General features: G+C 71.9%; 18 protein-coding genes and 1 rRNA gene. 5 read left to right on the plus strand and 14 right to left on the minus strand.

The genetic code is table 11. The features are described 5' to 3' along the window. The 4 genes from BM424_RS20775 to BM424_RS20790 form a co-directional block, all read right to left on the minus strand. Positions 1-175 (minus strand): 16S ribosomal RNA (locus BM424_RS20775); the annotation flags it as partial. A gap of 604 nt (positions 176-779) precedes the next feature. Then, a complete protein-coding gene (locus BM424_RS20780) occupies positions 780-4,481 on the minus strand; it encodes an FkbM family methyltransferase (RefSeq protein ID WP_093420721.1) in 3,702 nt (1,233 codons plus the stop codon). An 80-nt stretch (positions 4,482-4,561) separates the two neighbouring features. Beyond that, complete coding sequence (locus BM424_RS20785; RefSeq protein ID WP_093420724.1) at positions 4,562-5,905, minus strand: glutamine synthetase family protein; 1,344 nt, start codon at positions 5,903-5,905, stop codon at positions 4,562-4,564. Between the two features lie 116 nt (positions 5,906-6,021). After that, positions 6,022-7,602: an alpha/beta hydrolase gene (locus BM424_RS20790; RefSeq protein ID WP_093420727.1), complete on the minus strand. Its 1,581-nt coding sequence runs from the start codon at positions 7,600-7,602 to the stop codon at positions 6,022-6,024. Between the two features lie 83 nt (positions 7,603-7,685). Here BM424_RS20790 and BM424_RS20795 point away from each other — a divergent pair, with 83 nt between their 5' ends. The 5 genes from BM424_RS20795 to panB all read left to right on the plus strand — a co-directional run bounded on the left by BM424_RS20795 (position 7,686) and on the right by panB (position 15,315). Then, positions 7,686-9,431 (plus strand): NAD+ synthase, encoded by a 1,746-nt coding sequence (locus tag BM424_RS20795; protein ID WP_093420729.1) that lies wholly within the window; start codon positions 7,686-7,688, stop codon positions 9,429-9,431. 225 nt (positions 9,432-9,656) lie between these two features. Beyond that, positions 9,657-12,641, plus strand: a complete 2,985-nt coding sequence (locus BM424_RS20800) for a DEAD/DEAH box helicase (protein ID WP_093420732.1) — start codon at positions 9,657-9,659, stop codon at positions 12,639-12,641. After that, entirely contained in the window at positions 12,634-13,443 is an 810-nt protein-coding gene (locus BM424_RS20805; RefSeq protein WP_093420734.1) for an SWIM zinc finger family protein, read from the plus strand. Before BM424_RS20800 ends, BM424_RS20805 begins: the two co-directional genes overlap by 8 nt. Positions 13,444-13,539: 96 nt before the next feature. Beyond that, entirely contained in the window at positions 13,540-14,328 is a 789-nt protein-coding gene (locus BM424_RS20810) for a transporter substrate-binding domain-containing protein (protein WP_093420737.1), read from the plus strand. A gap of 132 nt (positions 14,329-14,460) precedes the next feature. Then, complete coding sequence (panB, locus tag BM424_RS20815; RefSeq protein WP_093420739.1) at positions 14,461-15,315, plus strand: 3-methyl-2-oxobutanoate hydroxymethyltransferase; 855 nt, start codon at positions 14,461-14,463, stop codon at positions 15,313-15,315. A 56-nt stretch (positions 15,316-15,371) separates the two neighbouring features. Here panB and BM424_RS20820 read toward each other — a convergent pair whose 3' ends face one another. From BM424_RS20820 to BM424_RS20865, 10 genes are all read right to left on the minus strand, one after another. Then, positions 15,372-15,758 (minus strand): DUF4326 domain-containing protein, encoded by a 387-nt coding sequence (locus tag BM424_RS20820; RefSeq protein ID WP_093420742.1) that lies wholly within the window; start codon positions 15,756-15,758, stop codon positions 15,372-15,374. 274 nt (positions 15,759-16,032) lie between these two features. After that, complete coding sequence (gene npdG, locus BM424_RS20825) at positions 16,033-16,698, minus strand: NADPH-dependent F420 reductase (RefSeq protein WP_217649794.1); 666 nt, start codon at positions 16,696-16,698, stop codon at positions 16,033-16,035. Positions 16,699-16,777: 79 nt separating this feature from the next. Further along, the gene (locus tag BM424_RS20830; protein WP_093420747.1) at positions 16,778-18,229 is read right to left on the minus strand and encodes an RNB domain-containing ribonuclease; all 1,452 of its coding nucleotides are present in this window, start codon (positions 18,227-18,229) and stop codon (positions 16,778-16,780) included. 6 nt (positions 18,230-18,235) lie between these two features. Then, the gene (locus tag BM424_RS20835) at positions 18,236-18,421 is read right to left on the minus strand and encodes a hypothetical protein (RefSeq protein ID WP_093420750.1); all 186 of its coding nucleotides are present in this window, start codon (positions 18,419-18,421) and stop codon (positions 18,236-18,238) included. Positions 18,422-18,520: 99 nt separating this feature from the next. Further along, entirely contained in the window at positions 18,521-18,859 is a 339-nt protein-coding gene (locus BM424_RS20840) for a hypothetical protein (RefSeq protein WP_245776013.1), read from the minus strand. 151 nt (positions 18,860-19,010) lie between these two features. Continuing rightward, positions 19,011-20,024 (minus strand): C40 family peptidase, encoded by a 1,014-nt coding sequence (locus BM424_RS20845; protein WP_093420757.1) that lies wholly within the window; start codon positions 20,022-20,024, stop codon positions 19,011-19,013. Between the two features lie 2 nt (positions 20,025-20,026). Continuing rightward, positions 20,027-20,614 carry a hypothetical protein gene (locus BM424_RS20850; protein ID WP_093420759.1) on the minus strand — a complete coding sequence of 196 codons (588 nt, stop codon included), beginning with the start codon at positions 20,612-20,614 and terminating at the stop codon, positions 20,027-20,029. Continuing rightward, complete coding sequence (locus BM424_RS20855; protein ID WP_245776014.1) at positions 20,614-22,575, minus strand: voltage-gated chloride channel family protein; 1,962 nt, start codon at positions 22,573-22,575, stop codon at positions 20,614-20,616. Before BM424_RS20855 ends, BM424_RS20850 begins: the two co-directional genes overlap by 1 nt. Then, a complete protein-coding gene (locus tag BM424_RS20860; protein ID WP_175548197.1) occupies positions 22,572-25,463 on the minus strand; it encodes an ATP-binding protein in 2,892 nt (963 codons plus the stop codon). Before BM424_RS20860 ends, BM424_RS20855 begins: the two co-directional genes overlap by 4 nt. Further along, positions 25,438-26,007 (minus strand): hypothetical protein, encoded by a 570-nt coding sequence (locus tag BM424_RS20865; protein ID WP_093420762.1) that lies wholly within the window; start codon positions 26,005-26,007, stop codon positions 25,438-25,440. The genes BM424_RS20860 and BM424_RS20865 overlap by 26 nt, the downstream gene beginning before the upstream one ends. Position 26,008: the final 1 nt, after the last annotated feature.

Here is a 26,008-nt window from a genome sequence, read left to right on the forward strand (position 1 = left end):
ATATCCGGTATTAGACCCCGTTTCCAAGGCTTATCCCAGAGTGCAGGGCAGATTACCCACGTGTTACTCACCCGTTCGCCACTAATCCACCACCGAAGCGGCTTCATCGTTCGACTTGCATGTGTTAAGCACGCCGCCAGCGTTCGTCCTGAGCCAGGATCAAACTCTCCAACAATGCCTTGTTGAAACAATCCCAGCACACACTCAACAACCCAAAGGTCGGAGCGTGATACTCAAAGAAACCACCAACCACCAAGACACGATCACTCGCGCCCAGTTGGTTAGGGGCATAAAAGAACACTAACCAAAACAGTCCACTGTTGAGTTCTCAAAGAACACACCCACACCTTCTCTTACCGCCCTTTTCTGGGCCGCAAGATCCGGGGAGTCATTTCCTCGTTCTTGTGTTGATTACTCTAGCAGGCCCTCATTTCGGCGCTTTCAGGGGGGTCCCCTTTGCGATCTCGCCGGAAGAGCGAGCCTGTATTCGAGTTATCAACTGCCGGATGAGTTCGGGCCGAAGCCCTCGCTACTTCCAGCGACCGCCTTACGTTACCCGGTGCGCTTCGCGGTGTCAAACCCGCCCGCCCCGAACCGGTCTGCGCTGTCGCGGTGGTCCGAACCGAAGTCCGGAGCTTCGCGGCGCTCCCGGTGCCGTTCGCCGCGAGTGCTTCGCGTCGTTCGGCTTTCCGTGCGACGAAGAGAAAGTTACGCACACTCTGCGTCAAAGTCAAATCGCCTGCTCAGGCCTTGACGCCACCCGTTCGGCCCAAAGTCGATCACTTCTGCTTGGGCCGCAGCCAGAGCCGCACGGTGCTGCCCGCACCCGCCGACTTGATGGCTTCCAGCAGGTCAGAGGCCTCGACCGGACGGTTGCGGCCGACCGGGACGAGCTCGTAGCCCCACGTGCCGAACTCACGCAGAGCAGCCGCCGGATCATCGCCGAGGGCGCTGATCGCGTCCGGTGTGAACGAGCACACGATCGAGGGACGATCGCGGCGCAGCATCCGGACCAGCCCGCCGAGCACCCGGTGCACCCGCCCGCCGACGTCGACGTGCACCACCGAGAGCTTGAGGTTCTCCAGCGAGGCGTGGTTCTCCAGCTCCTTGTCGAGCCGGAACGCCGGGACCTTCTCCGGCGGCTCCTCCTCGGCGTCCGGCGCGATCGGGCTGACCGACACGCCGCCGGCGAGTGCGGACTCGCCCGCCAGCTCGCCCGGACCGTCCCAGGCCGCGCCCTCGATGAGCAGCAGCCGGTGCGCCCAGGCCGAGGGCACGTTCATCTCGACGTTGTGCTTGAGCAGGGCGCGGGCCTGCGTGCTGGGCTCCACCGCGACGACCGCGCCGCTGTTGCCGAGCCTGCTCAGCACCCGCACGGTCTGGTACCCGACGTAGGCGCCCACGTCGAGGAACACCCCGTCCGGTTCCAGCAGCGAGTCGATGAGCGCGGAGACCTCCGCGTCCCAGGTCGGGTTCGACGACAGCCACGGCAGCATCAGCGGGTCGTCGGCGGGCAGCCGCAGCAGACCCGCGTCGCAGAGCACCGGTGTGGTGGTGCCGTCCCCGCCGCCGGTGGCGCGCTCGTGCTCGCGCAGCAGGATCCGCTGCAGGACGTCGGTGCGCTGCAGGGCGCTGGCCGCGTCGCCTGCCGCGCTGCGGACACCGGCTTCGAGGTCGCGGTCGGGCTGGCGCGCCTCCATCGCGTCCATCCGGTCGAGCACCTTCTCCAGGGCACCGGTCAGCCCGTCCATCCGCTCGGCGAGGGCGTCGACGCGCTGATCCGCGCCGCTCGCGTCGACCGGGACGCCCGACTCCTCCAGCCGGCGGAGCCTGCGGTGCTGGTCGGCGAGGTCGGCGCGGGCGCGGACCAGACCGTCGTCGGTGCCGACCAGCTGGGCGCCGAACTGGTCCTGGCGGCGGAGCAGCTGCGCGAGCTCGGCGCGCATCGACTCGACGTCGCCGTCCCCGTCGGCCTCGTACTGGCGGCGCAGCAGTTCACCGGCGGTCTGCTCAACGCCGTCGACCAGGGCGCGGAGCACGTCGCGGATGTGGTCGTCGTAGTGGCTCAGCGCGCGCAGCACGGCCTTGCGCAGGGCGGGAGCGATCGAGTTGCTGCCGCTCTGGCCGACGTCCGGGGCCCGGTGCAGGGCGTGCCGGGCGACCAGCAGCGGCCGCAGCGGGTCGTCGAACTGGCCGTGCTTGTCCCCCGCCCACTTGGTGCGCCAGTTGCGGTAGGCGTGCTCGACCCGTTCGCGCAGGCGGGCGCCCGCGCGCGCGACGGTGTGGGTGCCCAGCAGCGTTTCCCGGGCGGCGACGCCGAAGGCCGCGGTCCCCTCGGGGTCGTCGGCGGCGGCGCGGATGATCTCGGCGGCGGCCTCGACGTTTGGTTCCCCGGCGCCCTGGCAGGGCACGAGACGCGCGCACTGGGCGCCGAGAAGTTCGGCGACGGCACCGTGCTCACCTGCGATGACCGGCACCCCGTGGGCGGCGACCTCCAGCAGGCGCAGCGCGTGCTCGTCGCCCGCATCGCCGCGGTGCAGCGAGATGAAGCAGTCCGCCGCGGCGAGCAGCTTGTGCAGGTCGACGTCGGTTTCGACGAGCCTGATCCGGGTGTCCGAGGCGGTGGCCAGGCGGAGACGTTCCGCGGCCTCCGGGTGGCGGGACGCGCCGGTCACGCCCACCAGCAGCCGCACGTCGTCGCGGTCGGCGAAGGCGGTGAGGAACGCGGAGACCAGGCCGAGGGCGTTGTCGGCGCGCTCGGCGGCGTGGTCGACGTGAGCGGCGAGGACGAACTCCTCCGAGAGCTCGAACCGCGCGCGGGCGCCCTTGCGGGTCGGCAGGTCGATGGGCTCGCGCTCCGGCGCGGGCAGGGTGACCACGCGCGTCCGGGTGCCGGTGCGGCGCACGGCGCTGCGGCTGCTCTCCGACAGCACCCAGGTCTCGGCGGCGTCGGCGTCGCCCCCTCCCCCGGTGTGCACGTCGATGACGTAGCGACCTGCGGGAACGGCGAGACCGGGTGAGCAGCGCAGCACCACCGGGTAGTAGGCGGTGTCGGCCGAGGGCAGGCCGGAGGCGCCGACCGCGGTGCGCATCAGGTCGGCGAGCGGGCCGCTGCCGAGCACCGCGACGCCCAGCTGGTCGACGAGGGCCAGGTCGCCGCCGGTCCTGCGGTGCACGGCCTCGGCGGGCACGCGGCCGCTGGCCACGCCGACGCCCGCGCACCACTCGTGGAAGGCCTCGGCGTCCGCCCCGAACGGGTCGGGGTAGTCGCGGCGCAGCAGCTCGTCGTCCTCCCAGACCGCCGCTGTCCAGCGGGAACCGCCCGAGGTGCGCTGCCGCTCGTCGGCCGGGGCGCAGGCCCACTCCTGGAACGGGACGGCGCCGTCGGGTTCGAACGGGCTCGGCGGCGCGTCGTCGCGGAGCCAGGCCCGCAGGTACTGGCGGCGCAGCCCGTCGGGCAGGCGCACGCCGTCGGCGAGGGCGTCGAAGGGGTGCGGTTGTTCGCGGCTGTAGCCGGCGTCGACCAGCGCGTTGCGGTAGTTCGCGCACAGTCCCGCCAGCACCGGGTTCTCCGACAGCAGCAGCCGCGGGTTGTCGGCGTAGTCGGCCGAGAGCAGCCACGGGCGCTGCGGCTGGAAACCGTCGAAGTGCACGCTGCGCAGCGCCGCGCCGTCCACGCGGTGCTCGCCGTCGGCGAGGTCGAGTTCGCGCTGCGCGGCGTTGAACACCGACAGGCCCACGCCGGGATCGCGGATGACCTGGTGGTCGACGAGGGCGGGAGCGCCGTCGAGGACCGGAGCGGTCATCGTCGGATCGGCGCGCAGCTGCTCGATCCAGGTGGAGAGCAGGTCCTCGGCGCCGGGCCGGACGGCGAAGGCGCTGGTGTCGAAGGTGCCGGATTCGGCGAGGTCGGCGGGGCCGGGGCGGAGCCCGTCGGCGGCCAGCGGGTGCAGCACCCGCGGCACCAGGGCCACCGGGCGTTCGGCGGTGAGGCCGGTGAGCAGGTCGTCGAAGGAACCGAAGATCTGCACCCACGGTTCGAAGTGCACGACGGTCGAGCCCGAGCGCAGCAGGTGCTTGAGCAGGCGCGGGCGCAGCACGCCGCGGAGCTGCTCAGCGGTGCAGCCGATGGCCAGGCGGGCGAACTCCTGCGGGTCGACGCCGATGTCGGCGATCGACAGGGCGTCGGGCTCGTCCCGCGCGGCGGCGGGCTCGTCGACGAGCAGCAGCACGAAACCGGCGCCCGGGTGGTGCTTGCGGAAGGTCGTGCGCAGCACGCGCGCGGCCGGGAGCTGATCGCGGCAGGCCACGGTGCAGCCGAGCAGCGTTAAGGAGGACTGCTGGGCGGCGGCCGGCTGCTCGGCGGGCCACTCCGGTTCCAGCGACGCGGACGACTGCTCCAGAACGCCCGACTGCAGCTCGACGGCGGTCTCGCCGGAGCGCGTCTCGTCCGACTCGGGATGCGGCTGCGAATCAGTCACGCCCGCAACCTATCGCCCCACGGACCCCAGGAGAACTCCGTGGCCCCTCCGCCAAAAGCGGAAGGACCACGGAGTTGTTCTCACAGCACCGGGAGCATCGAGGACAGCTCGTAGGGAGTGACGCGGCTTCGGTAGTTGTTCCACTCCTCGCGCTTGTTGCGCAGGAAGAAGTTGAACACCTCCTCGCCGAGGGTTTCCGCGACCAGCTCGGAGTTCTCCATCTCGCCGAGCGCCTCGGTGAGGTTTTGCGGCAGGTTGGCGTAGCCGGCGGCCTTGCGCTCGTGCTCGGTGAGGCTCCAGACGTCGTCCTCGGTGGCCGGCGGGAGCTCGTAGCCCTTCTCCACCCCGCGCAGACCGGCGGCGAGGATCACCGCGTAGGCCAGGTACGGGTTGCAGGCGGAGTCGGGGTTGCGGACCTCGACGCGGCGCGACGAGGACTTGCCCGGCGAGTACATCGGCACTCTGACCAGCGCGGACCGGTTGGCGTGGCCCCAGCAGACCGCGGTCGGCGCTTCGCCGCCGACGACGAGCCGCTTGTAGGAGTTCACCCATTGGTTGGTCACGGCGCTGATCTCGCGCGCGTGGTGCAGGATGCCCGCGAGGAACGCCCGGCCGGTCTCGGACAGCTCGTAGGGGTCCTCGGGGTGGTAGAAGGCGTTCTGGTCGCCCTCGAAGAGGCTGAAGTGGGTGTGCATGCCCGAGCCGGGCTGGGCGCTGAAGGGCTTGGGCATGAACGAGGCGCGCACGCCCTGGGTGATCGCGACCTCCTTGACCACGTACCGGAACGTCATGACGTTGTCGGCCATGGTGAGCGCGTCGGCGTAGCGCAGGTCGATCTCCTGCTGGCCGGGCGCGCCCTCGTGGTGGCTGAACTCCACCGAGATGCCCATGGCTTCGAGGGTCTCGATGGCGTTGCGCCGGAAGTGCGGGGCGGCGTCGTGGCTGGACTGGTCGAAGTAGCCGCCGGAGTCGGCGGGCTCGGGCTCGCTGCCGTCGCCGGGCAGCCCCTTGAGCAGGAAGAACTCGATCTCGGGGTGCACGTAGCAGGTGAAGCCGGATTCGGTGGCGCGCGCCAGGGTCCGGCGCAGCACGTGTCGCGGGTCGGACCAGCAGGGCGAACCGTCGGGCATCTGGATGTCGCAGAACATCCGGGCCGAGTAGTGCTCGCCGTCGGCGGTTTCCCAGGGCAGCACTTGGAACGTGCTCGGATCGGGCTTGGCGACCATGTCGGACTCGTAGACCCGGGCGAAGCCCTCGATCGCCGAGCCGTCGAACCCGATGCCCTCGGCGAAGGCGCCCTCCAGTTCGGCGGGCGAGATCGCCACCGATTTGAGCATGCCGAGGACGTCGGTGAACCACAGCCGCACGAAGCGGATGTCACGTTCCTCCAGGGTGCGGAGCACAAACTCCTGCTGGCGGTTCATGCCCCGCACTCTAACTTCCTGGCCTCGTGCTCGGGGTGATCGGCGTGGCCGGTAACCGGCCGGTGCCGAGGCGTTTACCCGGACCCGGCCGCGACGACCGCCGGCCCAGGGGGCGATCAGCCCGTGCAGCGGGTTCCGTCCTCCGGGACCCGCAGGTCCACGAGGTACTGGGTGCCCGCGTCGTCGACGCAGCTCACGCCCTGCAGGAACACCGTGTGCTGGGTGCCCTCGTAGGTCAGCAGCCTGCCGTGCAGGGCCTGGGCCAGCTGCACGCCCGCCTGGTACGGGGTGGCCGGGTCGGCGGTGGTGGAGATGACCAGCACCGGCGGCAGCTCCCCGACCTGCGGCTGGGTCGGCTCGCCGGTGACCGGCACCGGCCAGAAGGCGCACATGTCGCGGGCCGAGCTCGGCGGGTTGCCGTCGTCGAGGAACGGGGCGGCCTCGCGGTAGCGGCGGTCGGCGGCCCGCACCTCCTCCGGGTCCAGCACGCGCTTGTCGTCGACGCAGTGGATCGCGTCGAACGCGTCGGTGGTGTTGGTGTAGCGGCCGTCGGCCTCGCGGCCGAAGTAGCTGTCGGCGAGGCTCAGCAGGGTCTGGCCGCGGCCCTGCTGGAGCTCGGCGAGACCGGTGTCGAGGGCCTGCCACAGCGACGGCGCGTAGAGCGCCTGGATCGCGGCCATCGTGGCGTCCGAATAGGACAGCTCGCGGCCGTAACCGGCCTGCACCGGGTGGTCGACCAGCGGTCGGGTGAGCTGCTGGAACCGGTGGACCGCCTGCTTCGGGTCGTCGCCCAGGGCGCACTGCGACTGGTCGGCGCACCAGGCGGCGAAGTCGTCGAAGGCCCGCTGGAACCCGGCGCCCTGGGCGACCAGCGCGTCCACTGTGGTCTGTCCGGGGTCGATGGCGCCGTCGAGGATCATCGCGCGGACGTTGCCGGGGAAACTCTCGGCGTACTCCGAACCGATCCGGGTGCCGTAGGAGTAGCCGAGGTAGTTCAGCTTCGGCTCGCCGAGCGCGGAGCGCAGCACGTCCAGATCCCGCACGACGTCCCGGGTTCCGATGTTGGCGAGCATGTCCACGCCGGTGCGCTCGGCGCACTTGGCGGCGTAGTCGCGCTCCTCCTGCTCGGACTCGGCCACACCGGACGGTGACGTGTCGGCGTCGGAGTCGAGGCGTTCGGCGTCGCGCTCGGGGTCGGTCAGGCAGCGCACCGCCGGTTCGGAGGCGCCGATGCCGCGCGGGTCGAACCCGACCAGGTCGAAGCGCTCCCCCAGCTCGGTGTTGGCGACGCTGCCCGCCAGGCCCGCCGCCGCGCTCATGCCGGAGGCGCCCGGTCCGCCCGGGTTGATCGTCAGGGCGCCGATGCGCGCCTGCGGGTCCGAGGCCGGTTTGCGCAGGACACCGATCCGGATGGTCTTGCCGTCGGGGTGCGCGTAGTCCATCGGCACCTCCAGCCGCGCGCACTCCAGGCCCGGGTCCTGGAACGCGGTCCGGTCGGCCGAGGAGGTCGCGTAGTCGGAGCAGCGGCCCCAGTCGATCTCCTGGCCGTAGAACCGGTCCATGCCGGTGGGGATCGGGCCGACCGGCCCCTTGCGCTCGGCGTGCGGCTGCAGGGGCTGGGTGCTCGGGGCGCCGCAGCCTGCGGCGGCCAGCACGAGCAGGGCCAACGCGGTCAGCGCTCGAAGTGGGCGGGCCATTCGGTGATCCTGACATGAACGTGCCCGTGTGATTCACGTCGGGCTGGGGCACACCACCTGGGTGGGTGCGCGAAGATGGGCGCATGCCCCAGCTGCGGATCGCACTCGCACAGGTCAACACGTGTGTCGGCGACATCGTCGGCAACAGCTCGCTGGTCCTGGACTGGACCCGGCGCGCTGTGCAGGACGGTGCCCACGTGGTGGCGTTCCCGGAGATGACGCTGTCGGGTTACCCGATCGAGGACCTGACGCTGCGCAAGTCGTTCGCCGCCGCCAACCGGGAGGCGCTGGAGCGGCTGGCGCTGGACCTGCAGGCCGAGGGCTGCGGTGACGCGCTGGTCATCGTCGGGCACCTGGGCCGCGACGACGAGGGACCGCGCAACTCCGCGTCGCTGCTCTACGGCGGCGAGGTCGTGGCCACCTACAACAAGCACCACCTGCCGAACTACGGCGTGTTCGACGAGGCCCGCAACTTCGCGCCCGGCTTCGACCTGCCGATCGTCAAGCTGCACGGCGTGGACGTCGGCGTGGTGATCTGCGAGGACATCTGGCAGAACGGCGGTCCGGTGGCGGCGCTGGGCAAGGTCGGCGTGGACATGGTCGTGTGCATCAACGCCTCGCCGTACGAGCGGTCCAAGGACGACCAGCGGGTGCCGCTGGTGTCGCGCCGCGCGGTGGAGGCCGGGGCGCCGCTGGCGTACGTGAACCTGGTGGGCGCGCAGGACGAGCTGGTGTTCGACGGCGACTCGCTGATCGCCGACGCCGAGGGCCGGATCATCGCCCGCGGCCCGCAGTTCGCGGAGAACCTGCTGGTCGCCGACCTGGAGCTGACCGCGGGCGGGCACACCTCGACGACCGTTCCGGCCGAGCCGGGCCCGATCCGGATGCCGGCGTTCGACGTGCACCGCATCGTGCTGCAGCCGGAGCCGCTGCCGGACTTCGAGCCGCGCCCGCTGCCCGCGCCGGCCGAGCCGCTGTCGGACGAGGCCGAGGTGTGGGCCGCGCTGGTCACCGGGCTGCGCGACTACGTGCACAAGAACGGCGCGCGGACGGTGACGTTCGGGTTCTCCGGCGGCATCGACTCGGCGGTGTGCGCCGCGCTGGCGGTCGACGCGCTGGGCCCGGATTCGGTGTACGGCGTGTCGATGCCGTCGGTGTACTCCTCGGAGCACTCGCGCTCGGACGCCGCCGAGCTGGCGCAGCGGCTGGGCTGCCACTTCGAGACGCACGCGGTGGCCGACATGGTCGACACCTACGTGCGGCAGCTGGAGCTGACCGGTCTCGCCGAGGAGAACGTGCAGGCCCGGGTGCGCGGCGTGCTGCTCATGGCGCTGTCGAACCAGCACGGGCACCTGGTGCTGGCGACCGGCAACAAGACCGAGCTGGCGGTGGGGTACTCGACGATCTACGGCGACGCGGTGGGCGCGTTCGCGCCGATCAAGGACGTGCCGAAGACGCTGGTGTGGAAGCTGGCGCGGTGGCGCAACGACGCCGCGGAGAAGCGCGGCGAGGTGGCGCCGATCCCGGAGAACTCGATCAGCAAGGTCCCGTCGGCGGAGCTGCGGCCGGATCAGACGGATCAGGACTCGCTGCCCGAGTACGACGTGCTGGACGTGGTCATCGACGGGTACGTCGAGGGCGACAAGGGCTACCAGGACCTGGTGTCGGACGGTTTCGACGCGGAGCTGGTGGAGCGGGTGCTGCGGATGGTGGACAAGGCGGAGTTCAAGCGCCGCCAGTACCCGCCGGGCACGAAGATCACGTTCAAGGCCTTCGGCCGCGACCGCCGTCTGCCCATCACGAACCGCTGGCACGAGGTCGCCCCCTGAGCCGTTCCGGTGGGTGCGTGCGTCACCAGGGGACAGTTTTAGCCATAACTGTCCGGACATTTCGGGCATCAAGTGGCCGCAATTTGGACTAAAACTGTCCTGCTCCCGGTGCCCGGCACGACGGAGGGCGCCGAGGCGGCCGGAACACCCGCCGGGGCGGCGCGCCTAGACTCGGCGGGGTTTCGTCGGGTGGTTCGTCGTCGCGGTGCGTAGTGGGGGCCGGTTGTGCTGGTGGTGCACGCGTTGTGCGACGCCCGGGGCCGGGTGCTGGTGTGGGCCGAGGACTCCGGGCTGCCCGCGCGCGTGCCGGGGCGGGCGCCCGCGGGCGTGCTGCCGCACCCGTTCGCCGCGTCGGGAGAGGCGCTGCGGGAGGCCGTGCCCGTTGACGGTGCGGTCGACGACGTCGCGCTGGCGCTGCCCTCCTTCGCCTCCGCGCCGGTCGGCTCCCCGGAGCTGGTGCGCGACCCGCTGACCGCCGGGGCCGCGCCGCGCGGCAAGCTGCGGTTGCGGCGCTGGACGGTGCCCGCGCTGGTGATCCGGCCCGCCGACCTCCCCGACCTCCTGGCCGCCGACCTGCCCGAATGCCGCTTCGGGTCGGACGCCCGGTTCCTGGCCCAGCTCGCCGACCTCGCCGCCTCGCTGGTCACCGACGGCCGCGTCCTGCCGTCGCTGCTCTTCGAGGACGACCGGCCCACCGCGCGCTGGACACCCGCGCTGTCCGGCTCGGACTCCGCCCGCTTCGTCGCCCTGCGCGACGCCATGCCGCACGCCCTGCGCGCGGCCGCCGCCGACGACCCGCCCGAGGACGTCCTGCGCACGGCGTTCAACGCGCTCGTCGACGACCTCGCCCGCAACAGGCTCACCCACGAGCTCGCCCCGGCCGGCGACGCCACCGCCGCCTGGCTCAACGCCCTGACCGGCGAGCCGCACTTCGACGGCGACCGCGGCCAGCTCCGCTCGCTCGCCCGGCAGCTGGAGACCTGGCACACCGGCGTTCCCGGGCAGAGCCCGCTGCGCACCTGCTTCCGGCTGCACGCGCCCGAGGACGACGACCCGGACTGGATCGTGGAGTTCCTGCTGCAGTCCGTCGACGACCCGGGCGTGCTGGTCTCCGCGCAGGACGTGTGGGCCGACAACACCCGGGTGCTGAACCGCTGGGTGGATCAACCGCAGGAGCTGCTGCTCGCCGAGCTCGGCCGGGCGAGCCGGATCTGCCCGGAGCTCGACGCGGCGCTGCGCACCTCGCACCCGAGCGAGCTGGTGCTCGACACCGAGGGCGCCTACGAGTTCCTCAACCGCGCCGCCCACCTCGACCAGGCCGGGTTCGCGGTCCTGCTGCCGTCCTGGTGGGGTCGCAGCCAGCGGGAACTGGGGCTCAAGCTCAACGCCACCAGCACCGGGACGGCAGGTGCTGTCACCAAGGAATCCGGCATCGACCGCAACGCGCTGATCGACTACCGGTGGGAACTGGCGCTGGGCAACGAGACCCTGTCGAAGGAGGAGCTCGCCGAGCTGGCGGCCGCGAAGGTCCCGCTGGTGCGGATGCGCGGCCGCTGGGTGCAGGTCGACCGCAAGCGGCTCGCGGCGGGCCTGGCGATGCTGGAGCAGGACGCGACCGGCCGGATGACCGCCCTGGACCTGATCAAGCAGGCCGGCGGCGAGGGCGAGGAGCAGCCGCTGCCGGTGGTGGAGGTCAACGCCACCGGCTGGCTCGGCGACCTGCTGTCCGGCCAGGCCGATCAGCACCTCGAACCCGTCGACCCGCCCGCCGGTTTCGGCGCGACGCTGCGGCCCTACCAGCGGCGCGGGCTGGCGTGGCTGACGTTCCTGAGCCGCCTGGGCCTGGGCGGATGCCTCGCCGACGACATGGGTCTGGGCAAGACCGTGCAGCTGCTCGCGCTGGAGGCGCTCACCCGAGCCGAGGAACCGCGGCCGCCGACGCTGCTGGTGTGCCCGATGTCGGTGGTCGGCAACTGGCAGCGGGAGGCCGAGCGCTTCGCCCCGGGACTGCGGGTGCACGTCCACCACGGCGGCGGGCGGCTCAGCGGCGACGACCTGCGCGACGAGGTGGAGCGCTACGACCTGGTGATCACCACCTACCCGCTGGCCGCGCGCGATTCCGAGGCGCTGCGCGAGATCCGCTGGGAGCGCGTGGTCCTCGACGAGGCGCAGAACATCAAGAACAGCAATTCCCGCCAGGCCAAGGCCGTTCGCGGCCTGTCGGCGCGGCAGCGGCTCGCGCTGACCGGCACCCCGGTGGAGAACCGGCTGGCCGAGCTGTGGTCCGTCATGGACTTCGCGAATCCGGGAATCCTGGGTTCTCTCAGCACTTTTCGCGCGCGCTACGCGGTTCCGGTGGAGCGCGACGGCGACACCGACGCGGCGGCGCGGCTGCGCCGGGTCACCGGCCCGTTCGTGCTGCGGCGGGTCAAGACCGACCCGTCGGTCATCTCGGACCTGCCCGACAAGTTCGAGATGAAGCAGCTGTGCAACCTCACCACCGAGCAGGCCACGCTGTACCAGGCGGTGGTGGACGACATGCTGGCGCGCATCGCCGACAGCGAGGGCATGGAGCGCCGCGGCCTGGTGCTGGCGACGATGTCCAAGCTCAAGCAGGTCTGCAACCACCCCGCCCAGCTGCTCGGCGACGGTTCGGCGCTGGCCGGGCGCTCCGGCAAGCTCGCGCGGCTGGAGGAGCTGCTGGACTCGGTGCTGGCCGAGGGCGACAAGGCGCTGGTGTTCACCCAGTTCGCCGAGTTCGGCGGGCATCTGGTGCCGCACCTGTCGGCGCGCTTCGACACCGAGGTGCCGTTCCTGCACGGCGGGACGTCGAAGAAGGAGCGCGACGCGATGGTGCGGCGCTTCCAGGACCCCGACGGGCCGCGGATCTTCCTGCTCTCGCTCAAGGCCGGCGGCACCGGGCTGACGCTGACCGCCGCCAACCACGTCATCCACCTCGACCGCTGGTGGAACCCGGCGGTGGAGGACCAGGCCACCGACCGGGCGTTCCGCATCGGCCAGCGCCGGGACGTGCAGGTCCGCAAGCTGACCTGCATCGGGACCCTGGAGGAGAAGATCGACCGGATGATCGAGGACAAGAAGGCGCTCGCGCAGCTGGTGGTCGGCAGCGGCGAGAACTGGCTGACCGAGCTGTCCACCCAGCAGCTGCGCGAGCTGGTCACCCTCGACGCGGAGGCGATCGGTGCCTGAGCAGTGGAAGTTCGACCACCGCGGCCCGATCCGGGTCGAGGGCGGCATCAAGGCGCGCAGCAAGCGCGGGTCGATCGCCCAGACCTGGTGGTCGCAGCGGTTCATCGAGGTGCTCGAGTCGTTCGGCATGGGCGGCCGGTTGCAGCGCGGCAAGAAGTACGCGCGCTCCGGGCAGGTGCTGAACCTGACGCTGTCGACCAGCGTCGTGGTCGGGCTGGTGCAGGGCTCGCGCCCCGAGCCGTACCGGGCGCGGATCGGGGTGAAGGCGTTCAGCCCCCAGCAGTGGGCGCACATCGAGCGGGAGCTGGCGGGGCAAGCGCTGTACGCGGCGAAGCTGCTGGCCGGGGAGATGCCCACCGACCTGGAGGGGGTGTTCGCCGAGCTCGGGCTGGAGCTGTTCCCGTCGACGATGCGCGAGCTGACGATGGACTGCTCGTGCCCGGACTGGGAGATCCCCTGCAAGCACCTGGCCGCCACCTGCTACCTGCTGGCCGAGTCGTTCGACGAGGACCCGTTCCAGATCCTGGCGTGGCGCGGCCGCAGCCGCGAGGAGCTGCTGGACCGGTTGCGGACGCTGCGCGGCACCCAGCAGGTCGTCGCCGAGGAGACCTCCGCCGAGGCGCCGCTGTCGGAGCACCTGCACGACTTCTGGACCAGCCCCTCCCCCGCCCGCACCCCGGAGGTCCCGGCGCCGGGCACCCCGGTGATCGACGAGCTGGAACCGCTGCCGGTGACCGTGGACGGCACCCCGGTCACCGACCTGCTGCGTCCCGCCTACCGGGCCTTCCGCGGCGGTGAGTGACATCGAGCGAGGTCGCGCCGTTCGTTCCATCACCGATGCTGGCTTTCCGGCTCACGACGGGATATGTCTTGTCCTGCACGGAGATCGGGAGGGCACATGCGCTGGGTGAAGTGGGGCGTCGGGTTGATGATCGCGGCGGTGACCGCGGGGTGCGCGACTCCCCCGCCCGCGCCGCAGCCCACCCCGGACCGGCTGCAAGACGTGGTCCGGCGCGGCGAGCTGCGGGTGTGCAGCACCGGCGACTACCGGCCCTTCACCTACCGCGACGAGCACGGCGCGTGGAGCGGCATCGACATCGACGTCGCCCACGACATGGCCGCGAAGCTCGGCGTGCGCGCCACGATCGTGCCCACCAGCTGGAAGAAGCTGATGGACGACTTCCCCGCGCGCTGCGACATCGCCGTCGGCGGGGTGTCGGTGACCCTGGAGCGGGCGCAGAAGGCGTTCTTCAGCTCGACGTTCGGGGTCGACGGCAAGACGCCGATCACCCGCTGCGAGAACGTCGCCCGGTTCCAGACGCTGGACCAGATCGACCAGCCGGGCGTGCGCGCGGTGGTCAACCCGGGCGGGACGAACGAGAAGTTCGCCGAGCAGAACCTGAAGAAGGCCACGATCGTCGAGCACCCGGACAACAACACGATCTTCCAGCAGATCATCGACGGCCGCGCGGACCTGATGATGACCGACTCCTCGGAGACCCGCTGGCAGGCCAAGCAGCACCCGGAGCTGTGCTCGGTGCACCCGGACCAGCCGTTCACCTTCGCCGAGAAGGCCTACATGCTGCCCAAGGACGACGTGGCGTTCCAGCAGTGGGTGAACCACTACCTCGACATCGCCCGGCACGACGGCACCTACCAGCGGTTCGCGCAGCCCTGGCTCGGCTGAGCCCGGCACGTGGGGCTGTGATGTGAGTCCGGGTTCGTCGCCACGCCGGGCCCGTCGTGCGACGCTGGAATCGCAACCATCCGCAACTACCCGGGGACCCGCACGGGCCTCGAGGGAACAGGACGGTCAACGATGACTGCTGCCCAGGACCAGGGCGAGACCGCGGCCCCCTACGGATCGGGGCCGACCCGTCGCAAGGTGCGCATCCACCACCTCCAGCAGCTCAAGGAGCGCGGCGAGCCGTGGCCGATGCTCACCTCGTACGACATGTACAGCGCCCGCATCTTCGACCAGGCCGGCATCCCGGTCCTGCTGGTCGGCGACTCGGCGGCCAACAACGTCTACGGCTACGACACCTCGCTGCCGGTATCCGTGGACGAGATGCTGGTGCTGACCCGCGCGGTGACGCGCTCGGTGGAGCACGCGCTGGTGGTCGCCGACCTGCCGTTCGGCTCCTACCAGGCGTCGCCGCAGCAGGCGGTGGAGACCGCGACGCGGTTCATGAAGGAGGGCCGCGCGCACGCGGTGAAGCTGGAGGGCGGGCGCCGCTTCGCCCCGCAGATCGAAGCGCTGACCGCCTCGGGCATCCCGGTGATGGCGCACATCGGCTTCACCCCGCAGCACGAGCACGGCCTCGGCGGCTACCGGGTGCAGGCCCGCGGTGACCAGGCCGATCAGCTCCTCGACGACGCCCTGGCCGTGCAGGAGGCCGGCGCGTTCGCGGTGGTGCTGGAGATGGTCACCGCCGAGGCGGCCAAGCGCGTCACCCACGAGCTGCGCATCCCCACCGTCGGCATCGGCGCGGGCCCGGACACCGACGCGCAGGTGCTGGTGTGGACCGACATGGCCGGGATGAACACCGGCCGGACCGCGCGCTTCGTCAAGCAGTACGCCGAGCTCGGCAAGATCCTCGGCGGCGCGGCCGAGCAGTTCGCCGCGGAGGTCCAGGGCCGCACCTTCCCCGGCCCGGAGCACTCCTTCCACTGATCACCGACCGAGAAGCCGGGACGTGCCTCGCGCGTCCCGGCTTCGTCGTGCCCGCGTCAGTGGGCGCGGGCGGCGAGGACGTCGGCGTGGCAGGGCTTCGGGGCGCACCAGCAGCCCAGGGCCCGGCCCGCGAGCTCACCTTCGCGGAGGCGTCCCACCAGGTCGGGCTGGTCGTCGAGCCACTGCTCGTAGTGGCGGACCATCGCCTCCCGGTCGGTCTTGGCCTCGGAGACGAACGGGCTGGCGAAGTCCGACTGCGGCCAGCCGTGCCTGGGTCCCGAATGGCCGACGTAGGTCAGCAGGTCCTGGTCGACCAGCCACGGGACCAGGTGCTTGTGCGGTCCGTCCTTGCGGACGTTGACCACCACGGCGTGCCCGTCGAGCAGCGCGTCCGCCTGCTCCCGCTCGTCATCGCTCCAACAGCTGGCTTCCTCCGGCAGCACCCCGCACCACCTCCGACCCCACCGTCCCACGCCGAGACCGGACTTTCAGGCGTGGAACCCGACGCACGACCACACCTCCTCCACCACCCGACCCGGAACACCGCCGCACTCAGGTGACGGAATACCGGAGTATTCGGGTGACGGAATACCGCCGTAATCGGGTACCGGAATACCGGAGTAATCCGTCCACCACGCGGTCACCGGACGGATTACTCCGGTAATCGGGTGACGGATTACGGCGGTAATCCGTTATCGGCGTGGTCGGGGGTCGGGATCAGACGTCGGTGATGCGGAGGCCTGCGTGGGCCTTGTAGCGGCGGTTGATGGCGATGAGGTTGGCGGTGAAGGCCTCGACCTGGTGGGCGTTGCGGAGGCGTCCGCCGTAGATGCCGCGGACGCCGGGGATGACGTCGGCGAGCTCGCGGACCACGTCGGTGGCCTCGCGGTCGTCGCCGAGGACCAGGACGTCGAGGTCGACGTGACCGACGCCGAGGTCGGCGAGGGTGACGGCGGAGACGTGGTGGAAGGCGGCGGTCACCCGAGAGTCCGGCAGGATCTGCTCGGCCTGCTGCGCGGCGCTGCCCTCCTCGACCGGGAGCGCGTAGGGGCCCTTCTTGTCGAAGCCGAGCGGGTTCACGCAGTCGATGACGATCTTGCCCGCGAGCTCGGTCTGCAGCGACTTCAGCGTCTCAGCGTGCCCCTCCCACGGCAGGGCGGCCAGCACCAGGTCCGAGGCCGACGCGCAGCCCGCGTTGTCGGCGCCGGTGACGTCGCCGCCCGCGATCTCCTTGATCTCGTCGGCCGCCTGCTGCGCGCGCTCAGCGTTGCGGGACCCGATCACGACCTTCAGCCCGGCCTTGGCCCAGCGGATCGCCAGCCCCCGGCCCTGAGCTCCGGTGCCGCCCAGCACCCCGACGGTCATCTCGCGCACGCTCGTCACCTTCACGGCCCCTTTCGTCGCCATCGACTTCCACGATCCACAATCGACCCGTGGCCCCGAGAATGCCACGAGGTGTGCGTCAAGCCACTTCGAAGCCGACGTCGCGGCGATGCGGGTCCGCGGTCACCAGCCGCACCGTGACCTGCTGGCCCTCGGCCAGGCCGCTGCCGGCGCAGCGGGCGATGATCGGCGGGTCGGCGACGAAGACCTCACCGGCGACCCCGTTGGGCACGCGCAGCACCGTCGCCGGGAACTCCTCGCCCACCCGCGATTCCAGCGACCACGCCTGGGCCTGGGCGATGCAGGTCCGCTCGACCTGCGCGGCGGTCCGGTCCGACCCGCCCATCGCCGACGGCAGCTCGCCCAGCGCCTCCAGCACCCACTCGGGGATCTCGCGGCCCGCCGTCACCGCCAGGCACACCTCGGCGCTGTAGCGGTCGACCAGGCGCCGGATCGGGGCGGTGACGTGCGCGTAGGACGCGCCGATGCCGGCGTGCCCGGACCTGGCGGGCGCTCCGGTGCCGAACGCCGTGTACCCGGCACCGCGCAGCAGCCGGGTCGCCGCGACGTGCACCGCCAGCGCCTCCGGGCGGGCCGGGTCGAGCTCGGCGAGCGCCTCCGCCGGCGAGAGATCCCCCGGCCAGTGCACTCCCAGCTGGTTCGCCGAGCGGCGCAGCAGGTCGACGGTCTCGGCGTCCGGGTCGGGCACCGTGCGCAGGATGCCCACGCCCGCCTCCAGCATGATCTCGGCCGCGCACATGCCGGTGAGCAGCGAGATCTCGGCGTTCCACTCCTCCACGACCAGCCGGGGCCGCAGCGCCAGCCGCCAGCCGCCGTTGCCGTCGGACTCCACCTGCTGCTCGGGCAGGCCCAGCTCGATCGCGCCGCGCCGCAACGCCTGCTCGCGGCGCAACCTGCCGATCTCGGGCAGCAGGTCGATCGACGGGTGGGCGCAGCCCTGCACCAGCGAGCGGTGCACGCCCTCGTAGTCGAGCCGCGCCACCGAGCGCACCCAGGCCCGGCGCAGGTCCACGCGCTGCGGTGATCCGTCGGAGTCCAGGTCGATGGTCCACAGCACCGCGGCGCGCACCTGGTCGGGCAGCAGGCTCGCGGCGTCCTCGGACAGCCGGGTGGGGTGCAGCGGGATCGTGCCGTCCGGCAGGTAGAGCGTCTGGCCGCGGCGCCGGGCCTCCCGGTCCAGCTCACCGCCGGGCGGGACGAACGCGGCGACGTCGGCGATCGCGTAGTGCACGCGGTAGCCGCTCCCCCGCCGCCGCAGCAGGACGGCCTGGTCGAGGTCCTTGGCGCCCGGCGGGTCCACGGTGACCAGCGGCAGCTCGACGGCGTCGTGGCGGTCACCGGTGGGCAGCGGCTGGGCGACGGTCTGCTCGACCTCGGCGAGCGCGCCGGTCGGGTAGTCCCGGGGCAGGTTCAGCTCGCGGCGGACAGCGGCGAAGTCCAGCCCCAGCCGGGGTTCGACAACGGCAGGAACAGCGCGGACGCCGTCCGGGGACTTCTCCGCCGCCGCCACGAGAACTCAGTCCTCTTCTTTCCAGCGGCGGTCGGCCTCATCGGCCGCCTTGGTGCGCTCCTCGGCTATCTCCAGCGCGCGAGCGGCGGTCTGCTGGTCCGGGTACGGGCCCAACCGGTCGGCGGCGCGGCAGCCCGACTTGGGCTCCACCTGCCGATGCTTCAAACAGAAGTACCAACCTCCGCGGGCCATGCCCCGAGCCTCGCACGCCGACGCCGACCTGTCACGCCTGCGGAGCGGGAACGACCGAGATGTCCGAACGCGGTCACCCGCCCGTCACCGGGAGTGCGATCACCAGGCGGGCGGCGGGGGCGCGGCCGGCGGCTGGGTGCCGCGCGGCGGGATCGGGTCCAGGCAGGACACCAGCACCTGGTGCTCCTCCGGGTTCTCGATCCGGCGACCGTCGCGCAGCCGGTACTCCAGCTCGCCGTCGTCGCCGACCTCCACCGTGCAGCCGACCTCGGCCAGCTGGTCGTCGTCGAGGTTGGCCAGCCGCTCGTAGCGGGACGGCACGACGCGGTAGACGGGCCACTGCACGTGCCCGAAAGCCTGGTGGAACTCGGCGAGCAGGTTGCGCATCTGCTGCTGCCACGGCAGGGGCATCGCCTCGGCGAGCGATCGCGGTAACACGGCGTAACCCGACGAACTTCCGGGCGGCGACTGGTTCAGGTAGTCACCGAGCGGCGTGCTCGACGCGGGCGGACCGGTCGGCCGCGGGATCGGGTCCGGCGTGAACATGTGCAACCCTTCCGGAGTTTCAGCAGGCCGACGCCATTGTGACCTACCGCGCGCCGCCTGCGGCGGGTATCGCGCCCGGAGGCGCGGGCGTGTCCGCGGCCGGCCGCACGACCGTCGGCAGCAGCTGCCCGCCGTCCCACAGCTTCGTGACCTCGACCGATTCCCCCGGCTGCGGAGCGTGCAGGAGCTGATCGTCGCCCAGGTAGAGCCCGACGTGGTGAATTCCGTGCGGATCCCGGCCGTAACCCCAGAACACGAGATCACCCGGTTGGGCCTGCGCCAGCGGCACGTGGACCCCGCCCTGGAAGTACTGGGTCTGCGAGTACTTCGGGATCTCGACCCCGGCGGCCTTCCACGCCTGCTGGGTCAGGCCCGAGCAGTCGAAGGTGTTCGGGCCCGCCGCGCCCCACACGTAGGGCTTGCCGATCTGGGCCTTGGCGAACGACAGCGCCTGCCCGGCCAGCACGCTGGAGGACGGCAGGTCGTCGCAGCCGGTGATGCCGGGGACGTTGCCCTCGACGCTGACCAGGTGCGCGGCCATCGGCTCCCAGCGGTGGTAGCGCAGCGGGAACGCCGAGCGCTCCACGCGCTGCGCGGCGGTGCCGGGCCGCAGCTCCTCCCAGCCGGGCACGGCCAGCAGCACGTCGTAGAACTTGTTGATCTGGTAGTCGACGTCGGTGACCTGCGCGACCGTGCCCCAGCCCATCGACGGCCGCATCTGGAAGATGCCCAGCGAGTCGCGGTCGCCGTGGGTCAGGTTCGCCAGGTTCGACTCGGTCTTGCCCGCCTGGATGGCGATCTGCCAGGCGCGCGGCGGGAGCCCGCGCTGCTTGCCGACGTCGATGATGCGCTTGGCCAGGCCGACCGACTCCGGGTTGAGCGTGCCCGCGTCGCTCTCGCCGCGCCCGGCGCCGTCACCCCAGGGTCCGAGGTCGGCGCTGCAGTTGGACCAGCCCTGGTTGCCGCCGCTGCTGCTGATCAGCATCGTCAGCACGCCGAGACCGATCATTCCTGCGAAACCCGCGAGCACGATGAGGGCGACCACGAGCTTGCGCATCGTCAACCTTCCTTGTCGTACTGAGCCACCCGCCAGCCGGCCGGGGTCCGGTTCACGGTCACGTTGAGAACGCCGATGTCGGTGGGCAGCCGCACGACCATCGAGCCCTCGGTGGAGCTCGTGGCGGCGGGCGCGCCGGTGATCACGTTGCCCGCGTTCACCGGGTCCACCGTGGACAGCTCGGTGAGGAACTCGTCGGTGGTCAGCGGGCGGAGGCCGTCGAGCCACTGCTGCCGGTCGGCGCCGACCGGGTGGTTCACCCAGGCCTCGCCCCACTTCTCGACGATCGCGACGCCCGCGGGGTCCGGCGCGGTCGGCGTCGGACCGCCCTGCGGGACGGAGATCGTCGGCGGCTTGGCGGTCGTGGGCACCACGGCCGAGTGCTGCGGCGGGAGCTCGTAGGAGGTGGTGCGACCGCCACCGGCGGCCTCGTTGCGGCTCGGCGGGGGTTCGGGCAGCAGGAGCCCGACGACCGTCGCCGCCGCGCCCACCACGACCAGCGCGACCGCCAGGTGCTTGGGCGAGCGCAGCGGCCAGCCCCAGAACCTGCGGTACACCGCGGCTCTCCCGCGGTGCGTCCGGATCGGCATCAGCTCCCCCTCATCTGGTCGCCATCGGCCACCTCGAGCCCCCGGGAGGGCCGGTAGATCACGTGCACCGGACGTCCCTGCACGACTTCGCGCTCGGCGAGGCGCGGCGAGTCGGTCCCGGACTGCTGGTCCGACACCCGCTCCACCGTCGCGCGCGACGGGATCAACACCGGATCTTCGTCGTTCCCGTCCCACTTGGCATCCGCCACCGGGTTGGTATCGACCACCCGACTGGCCGTGCGCGCCTCCGGGACGCCCTGCATCCCGCCCGGCCGGCGCGGTCCGGCCCCGCCGGACGGCAGCGCGCCCGCGGTCGTCCCGCCGGACGGGCCACCGGTCGGCAGCGCGCCCTGCGCCGCGTCGTCGTCGCGGTCGAGGCGCTGCGCGACCGCGGGCAGCAGCGCCTCCGGGCGCTTCCTGCCCGGCCGGTCCCCGCCGTAGGCGGCGTCCGGGTCGTTCTCGCGGACCTGGTCCCAGAACTGCTCGCCGGTCGGGTTCTCGCCGCGACGCCCGAAGCGGGCGAAGATCCCGCCGGGCGAGCGCGGCACCGCGCGCCCGACCGTGCCCACCGACAGCTCGACCATCTGCGTGAGCCGCCGGACCGGCTTGGCGATCAGCAGGAACACGATGGTGATCAACGCCGCCAGCAGGATCTGGGTGAGCGCCGAGAAACCCCGCGTCGGGTCGAAGATCCAGGTCAGGATCAGGGTGTGCAGCCCGGCCATCGCCGAGACCAGCACGACGTTGAGCACCGCGGCCCCGGCGACGCGGCCGATCAGCCGCAGGATCTGGTGGTAGACCAGCGCGACCAGGCCGATCAGCGGTCCGGCCAGGATCAGCACCCGCAGCAGCACCTGGGCGAGCAGGATGGTGGCCTTGGCCAGCAGCTGGAACGAGGCGTAGGCCAGCGACTGGACGCTGGCCAGCACACCGGCGCCGACGCGGCTGCCGTCGATGCCCTGGAAGTAGCCGTAGGAGCTGCCTATCTTGCCGGCGACGTCCTCGAACGCCTGCTTCTTGGGCTCCGGCGAACCGGCGTCGGCCCCGGCGTTGACCTCCTGCTTGGTCCACGCCTGGGCGCGCAGCAGCTCCCGGCCGAGCTGCTGGGCCTGCGGGGTGTCGGGCGAGCCGAACTCGCCGCGCAGCCAGTTGCGGTAGACGACCTGGTCGTGCAGCAGCGTCGGCAGCGCGTTGGCCTCGTCCACCCCGACCTCGTGCAGGAAACCGGCCTGCACGGCCGAGGTTCCGGTGATCACGATCTCGTCGAGGGCGTGCGTGTAGACCAGCGGGGTCAGGTAGGTCGCCGAGGCGAACCACAGGCCCGCCAGCGCCCACATGCCGCGCTTGCCGATGCTGGCCAGGTCGCCCTGCCAGATGTAGCGGAACAGCACGACCGCCAGCACCAGCGCGACCAGCCCGAACCAGGGCGCGAACACGCTGTCGTAGAGCGCGACCGTGCCAGTGGCGATCACGTCGTCCAGCGGGTCCATCAGGTCGCCGTTGAGCAGCGCGTAGTGCAGCCCGTTGGTGGCGCCCACCAGGTTCTTGGCGAGGTTGAACAGCTCGTTGCCGACCCAGGTGTCGACCAACGCGTCCGGGTTGGTGACGCCCTGCGGGCCGCAGCCGAGGTCGTAGGTGTGCCAGATGAGACCGGCGTAGCCGACCTCGTCGTAGGCGCTGCCGGGGTTGCCCGCGCCCATCGGCGCCGGGTCCAGCGCGCCGACCATGCCCGAGCCGGGGCGCTCCGGGTTCGGCGCCTCCTTGCAGTCCAGGCTTTGGCCCCACGCCGGGACCGCCATCAGCGACTGCACCGCGAGCAGGCCCGCGACCAGCAGGTACGCCTTACGGCGTCGCGGGGTGAGCACCTCCGCCGACCGCGTCCGGCGATTGACCACGAGCGTGCCGATCACCGCCGCCAGCGCAGCGGCGATCAGCACGACGCCCAAGACCGCCCCGCTCACCGCGCGTCGTCCCCACCCCGCTCGCCCGGCCGGCGGGTCGAGCTCTCGGTGCCGTCATCGAAACCGATGCCGACGCTTTCGAGTTCGAGCTCGTCGAACGCTTCGAAGTCGTCCCCGTAGTCGTCCTCCGCCGGGTTCAGCGCCGAGGCGCTGGAGTCGGAGTTGGCGCCGTCGCCGCCGACCGCGGGCGCCAGGGCGCGCGGTTCGGCGTCGGGCTCGGACGCCGGGGTGGTGTCGAGCGCGTTGCGCAGGTGCTCCAGGTGCGGGCCGGAGAAGTCGATGCGGATCTTCTCCACGCCGCCCGCGCCGTCGCCGAAGATGAACTGGCGCGGCGAGTTGTCGCGCTGGGTGGCGTTGCGGGCCGGGCCCGGTCGCCGTCCCAGCGCCGCCACGACCTGCTCGTAGCCGGCGTCGACCGGCACCTTGAGCAGCCGCAGCGCGTCGGCCTGGGCCTGCTCGTCGTCGAGGCGGCCGATGAACACCGAGTCCAGCAGCGACACGAAGCCCTGGATGCGCAGGAAGTCCGCCGGGATCTGGCTGGACAGCAGCACTCGCACGTTCCACTTCCGGGAGTCGCGGGCGAAGCGGTTCATCAGCACGCGACCGGTCGGGACCTCGGAGAGGAAGAACGCCTCGTCGATCCAGACGCCCTTGCGCTCGCCCTTGGGCCGCTCGTAGATGGAGCGCTGGGTCAGCCACGCGGCCAGGTTCAGCATCTCCACGCCGAGCGCTTCGGCGTCGGTCCAGTGCTCGCGGCCGACGCCGTCCTTGGGCAGCGTCAGCCCGGCCATGGTCAGCACCGTGAGCCGGTCGTCGCGGGTCTCGGAGTAGGGGTCGGCGTCGTTCTCCGGGATGAGCAGCGCCATCCGCTCCCGGATCTCGTCGAGGAAGTCGGCGACGACCACGGCGTGCTCGTGGTGCTCGCTGGCGTCGCGGCGCAGCGCCTCGAAGACCATGCCGGGGTGGGCGTCGACTCGGCCGCCGACGGCGCGGACCGCGCGCAGCAGCACGATCCGGGTCTGCGGCAGCTTCGCGACCTCGTAGGGCAGCAGGCCGGTGAGCACGTCGAGCACCAGGCGTCGTCTGGTGGCGGCGGCCAGGGCGCGCTCGCGTCTCCAGCCGCGCTCGGGGTCGTCCTCGTCGACGAAGTGCTCCAGCTCCGGTTCGGCCACCACCCGGTACGGGTTGAGGATGCCGGGCTGGGCGTTGAGGAGGTTGATGTTGCGCGCGTAGGGCTTGATCTCCGGCAGGTTGCACAGCTCGGACAGCGGGCCCGACGGGTCCAGCAGCGTCCAGTGCGCCCCGGAGCGCAGCGTCTTGTAGACGATGCCGCCGCCGAGGAACGACTTGCCGCCACCGAGCCCGGCGACCATGGCGGTGAGACCGGAGGCGTCGCGGACCTCCTGCGCCATCCACGGGTCCCAGGCGACGGGACGCCGGGTGGCGGTGCAGGTCTCGCCGAGCAGGATGCCGCGCCGGTCGCCGACCTCCGCGGTGGCCTGCGGGACCGCCGAGGCGGCCCACACGACCGAGCCGCGCCGCAGGTAGGCGGTGTTGGCCAGCGGCTCGCCGGGGATGAACTCGCGCGCCATCGCGTACTGCGCCTCGGGGTGCTCGACGGCGACCTTCGGCTTGTACAGGTCGAGGATCTGCTGGGCGAGCTTGAGCGCGTCGCGCTCGGTCGGCCCGGACACCGCCATCCGCCACCAGGACTTGACCCGGGTGGCCAGGGCGGTGAAGCCGGAGGTCATCTCGTCGTCGATCTCCAGCACCCGGCCGGCCTGGCGGGCCAGCGAGGTCGGCGGCTCCAGGCCGTGCTCCTCGGTGTAGTGCCGGACCTGGGAGCGGACCTTGTTCATCTGCCGCTGCAGCTCACCGCTGACGTCCTCGGGTCGGCGGACGTAGATCCGCGCCGACCACTCGACGGGGGCGGGCAGCCGGTCGGAGTGCTGCATCCACGGGTCGTCGATCTCCGGGATCTGCAGGCCGTGGGTCTGGCCGACGGTGAGCACCGCGACGTGCCGGGTGACGCCGGCGTTGGAGCCGGTGCGGCCGCGCACCGTCACCGTCGGCGAGTACGGGTCCTGGTGCATGTCGGAGGCGTCGGTGAACGACGCGAGGTCCTCCGGTTCCCACGGCGCGCCCGGCACGGCGGGCAGGTTGCGCGGGGCGGGCAGGCCGAGCGAGCAGGACCGGTGCATCAGCCAGGAGATCTCCTCGGCCGTGACGGGTCGCCCGTCCAGGCCCGCGGAGCCGATCACCTGGTCCAGGTGCTCGATCTCGCTGTCGAGCGCGATGAGCTCGGCGTCGACGGCTTCCGGGAAGACCTTCTGCAGCAGCGGCGCGGCGCGTTCCACGGCCCGGTCCACGACGTTGCGGGTCTGGACCTGGACGCCCAGGTAGACCTCCTTCTCCGCCATGGAGCGGCCCATCAGCTGCTGCTGCTCGCCGACCATGTAGTCGTCGAAGCTCAGCGCGCCGTCGGCGTCCGGGAGCGGGTTGCGCGCGTTGTGCACGTGCGCCTCGGCCCACATCCGGATCGGGTAGGGCCGGTTGGTGACCCGCAGGTGCAGCCAGCGCCCCTGGAGTTCCGCGTACTGGCCCGCGATGGCGGCGACGAGGTCCTGGCGCTGCGAGTCGGAGCGGAAGGACCAGCGCTGCGGCGACAGCCGGTACCAGGCGAAGACGTCCTGGCCGGTGCGCAGCAGGTGACCGTCGATGGTGCGCGCGGCGATCGACGGCGTGTAGGTCGGGATGGACTGCTCGTCACCCAGGCCCCGCGCGCGCTTGCGCGGCTTGCCGCTGCCCTTGGCTCCGCGGATCTTGCCGCTGGAGCCACGGGGTACCTGCTGCGGCTGCTGCTCACCGCCTCGACGGCGACCGAACACCGCGAACCTCCTTGCTACGGGTGCGCCTGCTTCCGACCTGCTGGGTGGACCGGGCGGTGCGCTGCTGCTGCGCCTGCCGGCCCTGCTGCCTCCGGGTCTGCGACTGCCGCTGGGTCTGCCGCTGGGACCGCTGGGGCTGCCCCTGCCGCTGCTGTCCGCGGCGGGAGCGCTTGTTCTTGGGCACGGGGCGACGCCGGCGCACGCGGACGCGGGCGGCGCTGGCCGCTCCCCCGGTGGCCTGCGACTGCTCGCGGGGTGCGGTCAGCTCCCGGGCCCACATCTGCATGACGGCGCCGAGCGGCCGCTCGTGCCCGATCTTCCCGCAGATCAGCCTGGTCAGCGCCACGGTGATCACCAGCGCCCAGGCCGTGGAGAAGAAGCCGAACCCGATGTTGACCTGCCGCTCGATGAACAGGATCAGCAGGAACAGCGCGGTGCCGACGCCCCAGGCCACGTAGCGCGCGCGCCACGGGAAGGTCGCCTTCGGGGGCCCGAGCCAGACGGCGTCGACCCGGTACACCTCGTCATCGGTGCGTATCCGCACT

Source organism: Saccharopolyspora flava (assembly GCF_900116135.1).
In the GTDB taxonomy this organism is placed as follows: Bacteria; Actinomycetota; Actinomycetes; order Mycobacteriales; family Pseudonocardiaceae; genus Saccharopolyspora; species Saccharopolyspora flava.

Coding starts and splice junctions, on each gene's coding strand:
- BM424_RS20810 (WP_093420737.1), top strand. CDS start 13,540: ATGCGCTGGGTGAAGTGGGGCGTCGGGTTGATGATCGCGGCGGTGACC.
- BM424_RS20790 (WP_093420727.1), bottom strand. CDS start 7,602: ATGGCCCGCCCACTTCGAGCGCTGACCGCGTTGGCCCTGCTCGTGCTG.
- BM424_RS20835 (WP_093420750.1), bottom strand. CDS start 18,421: ATGGCCCGCGGAGGTTGGTACTTCTGTTTGAAGCATCGGCAGGTGGAG.
- BM424_RS20785 (WP_093420724.1), bottom strand. CDS start 5,905: ATGAACCGCCAGCAGGAGTTTGTGCTCCGCACCCTGGAGGAACGTGAC.
- BM424_RS20845 (WP_093420757.1), bottom strand. CDS start 20,024: ATGCGCAAGCTCGTGGTCGCCCTCATCGTGCTCGCGGGTTTCGCAGGA.
- BM424_RS20850 (WP_093420759.1), bottom strand. CDS start 20,614: ATGCCGATCCGGACGCACCGCGGGAGAGCCGCGGTGTACCGCAGGTTC.
- panB (WP_093420739.1), top strand. CDS start 14,461: ATGACTGCTGCCCAGGACCAGGGCGAGACCGCGGCCCCCTACGGATCG.
- BM424_RS20795 (WP_093420729.1), top strand. CDS start 7,686: ATGCCCCAGCTGCGGATCGCACTCGCACAGGTCAACACGTGTGTCGGC.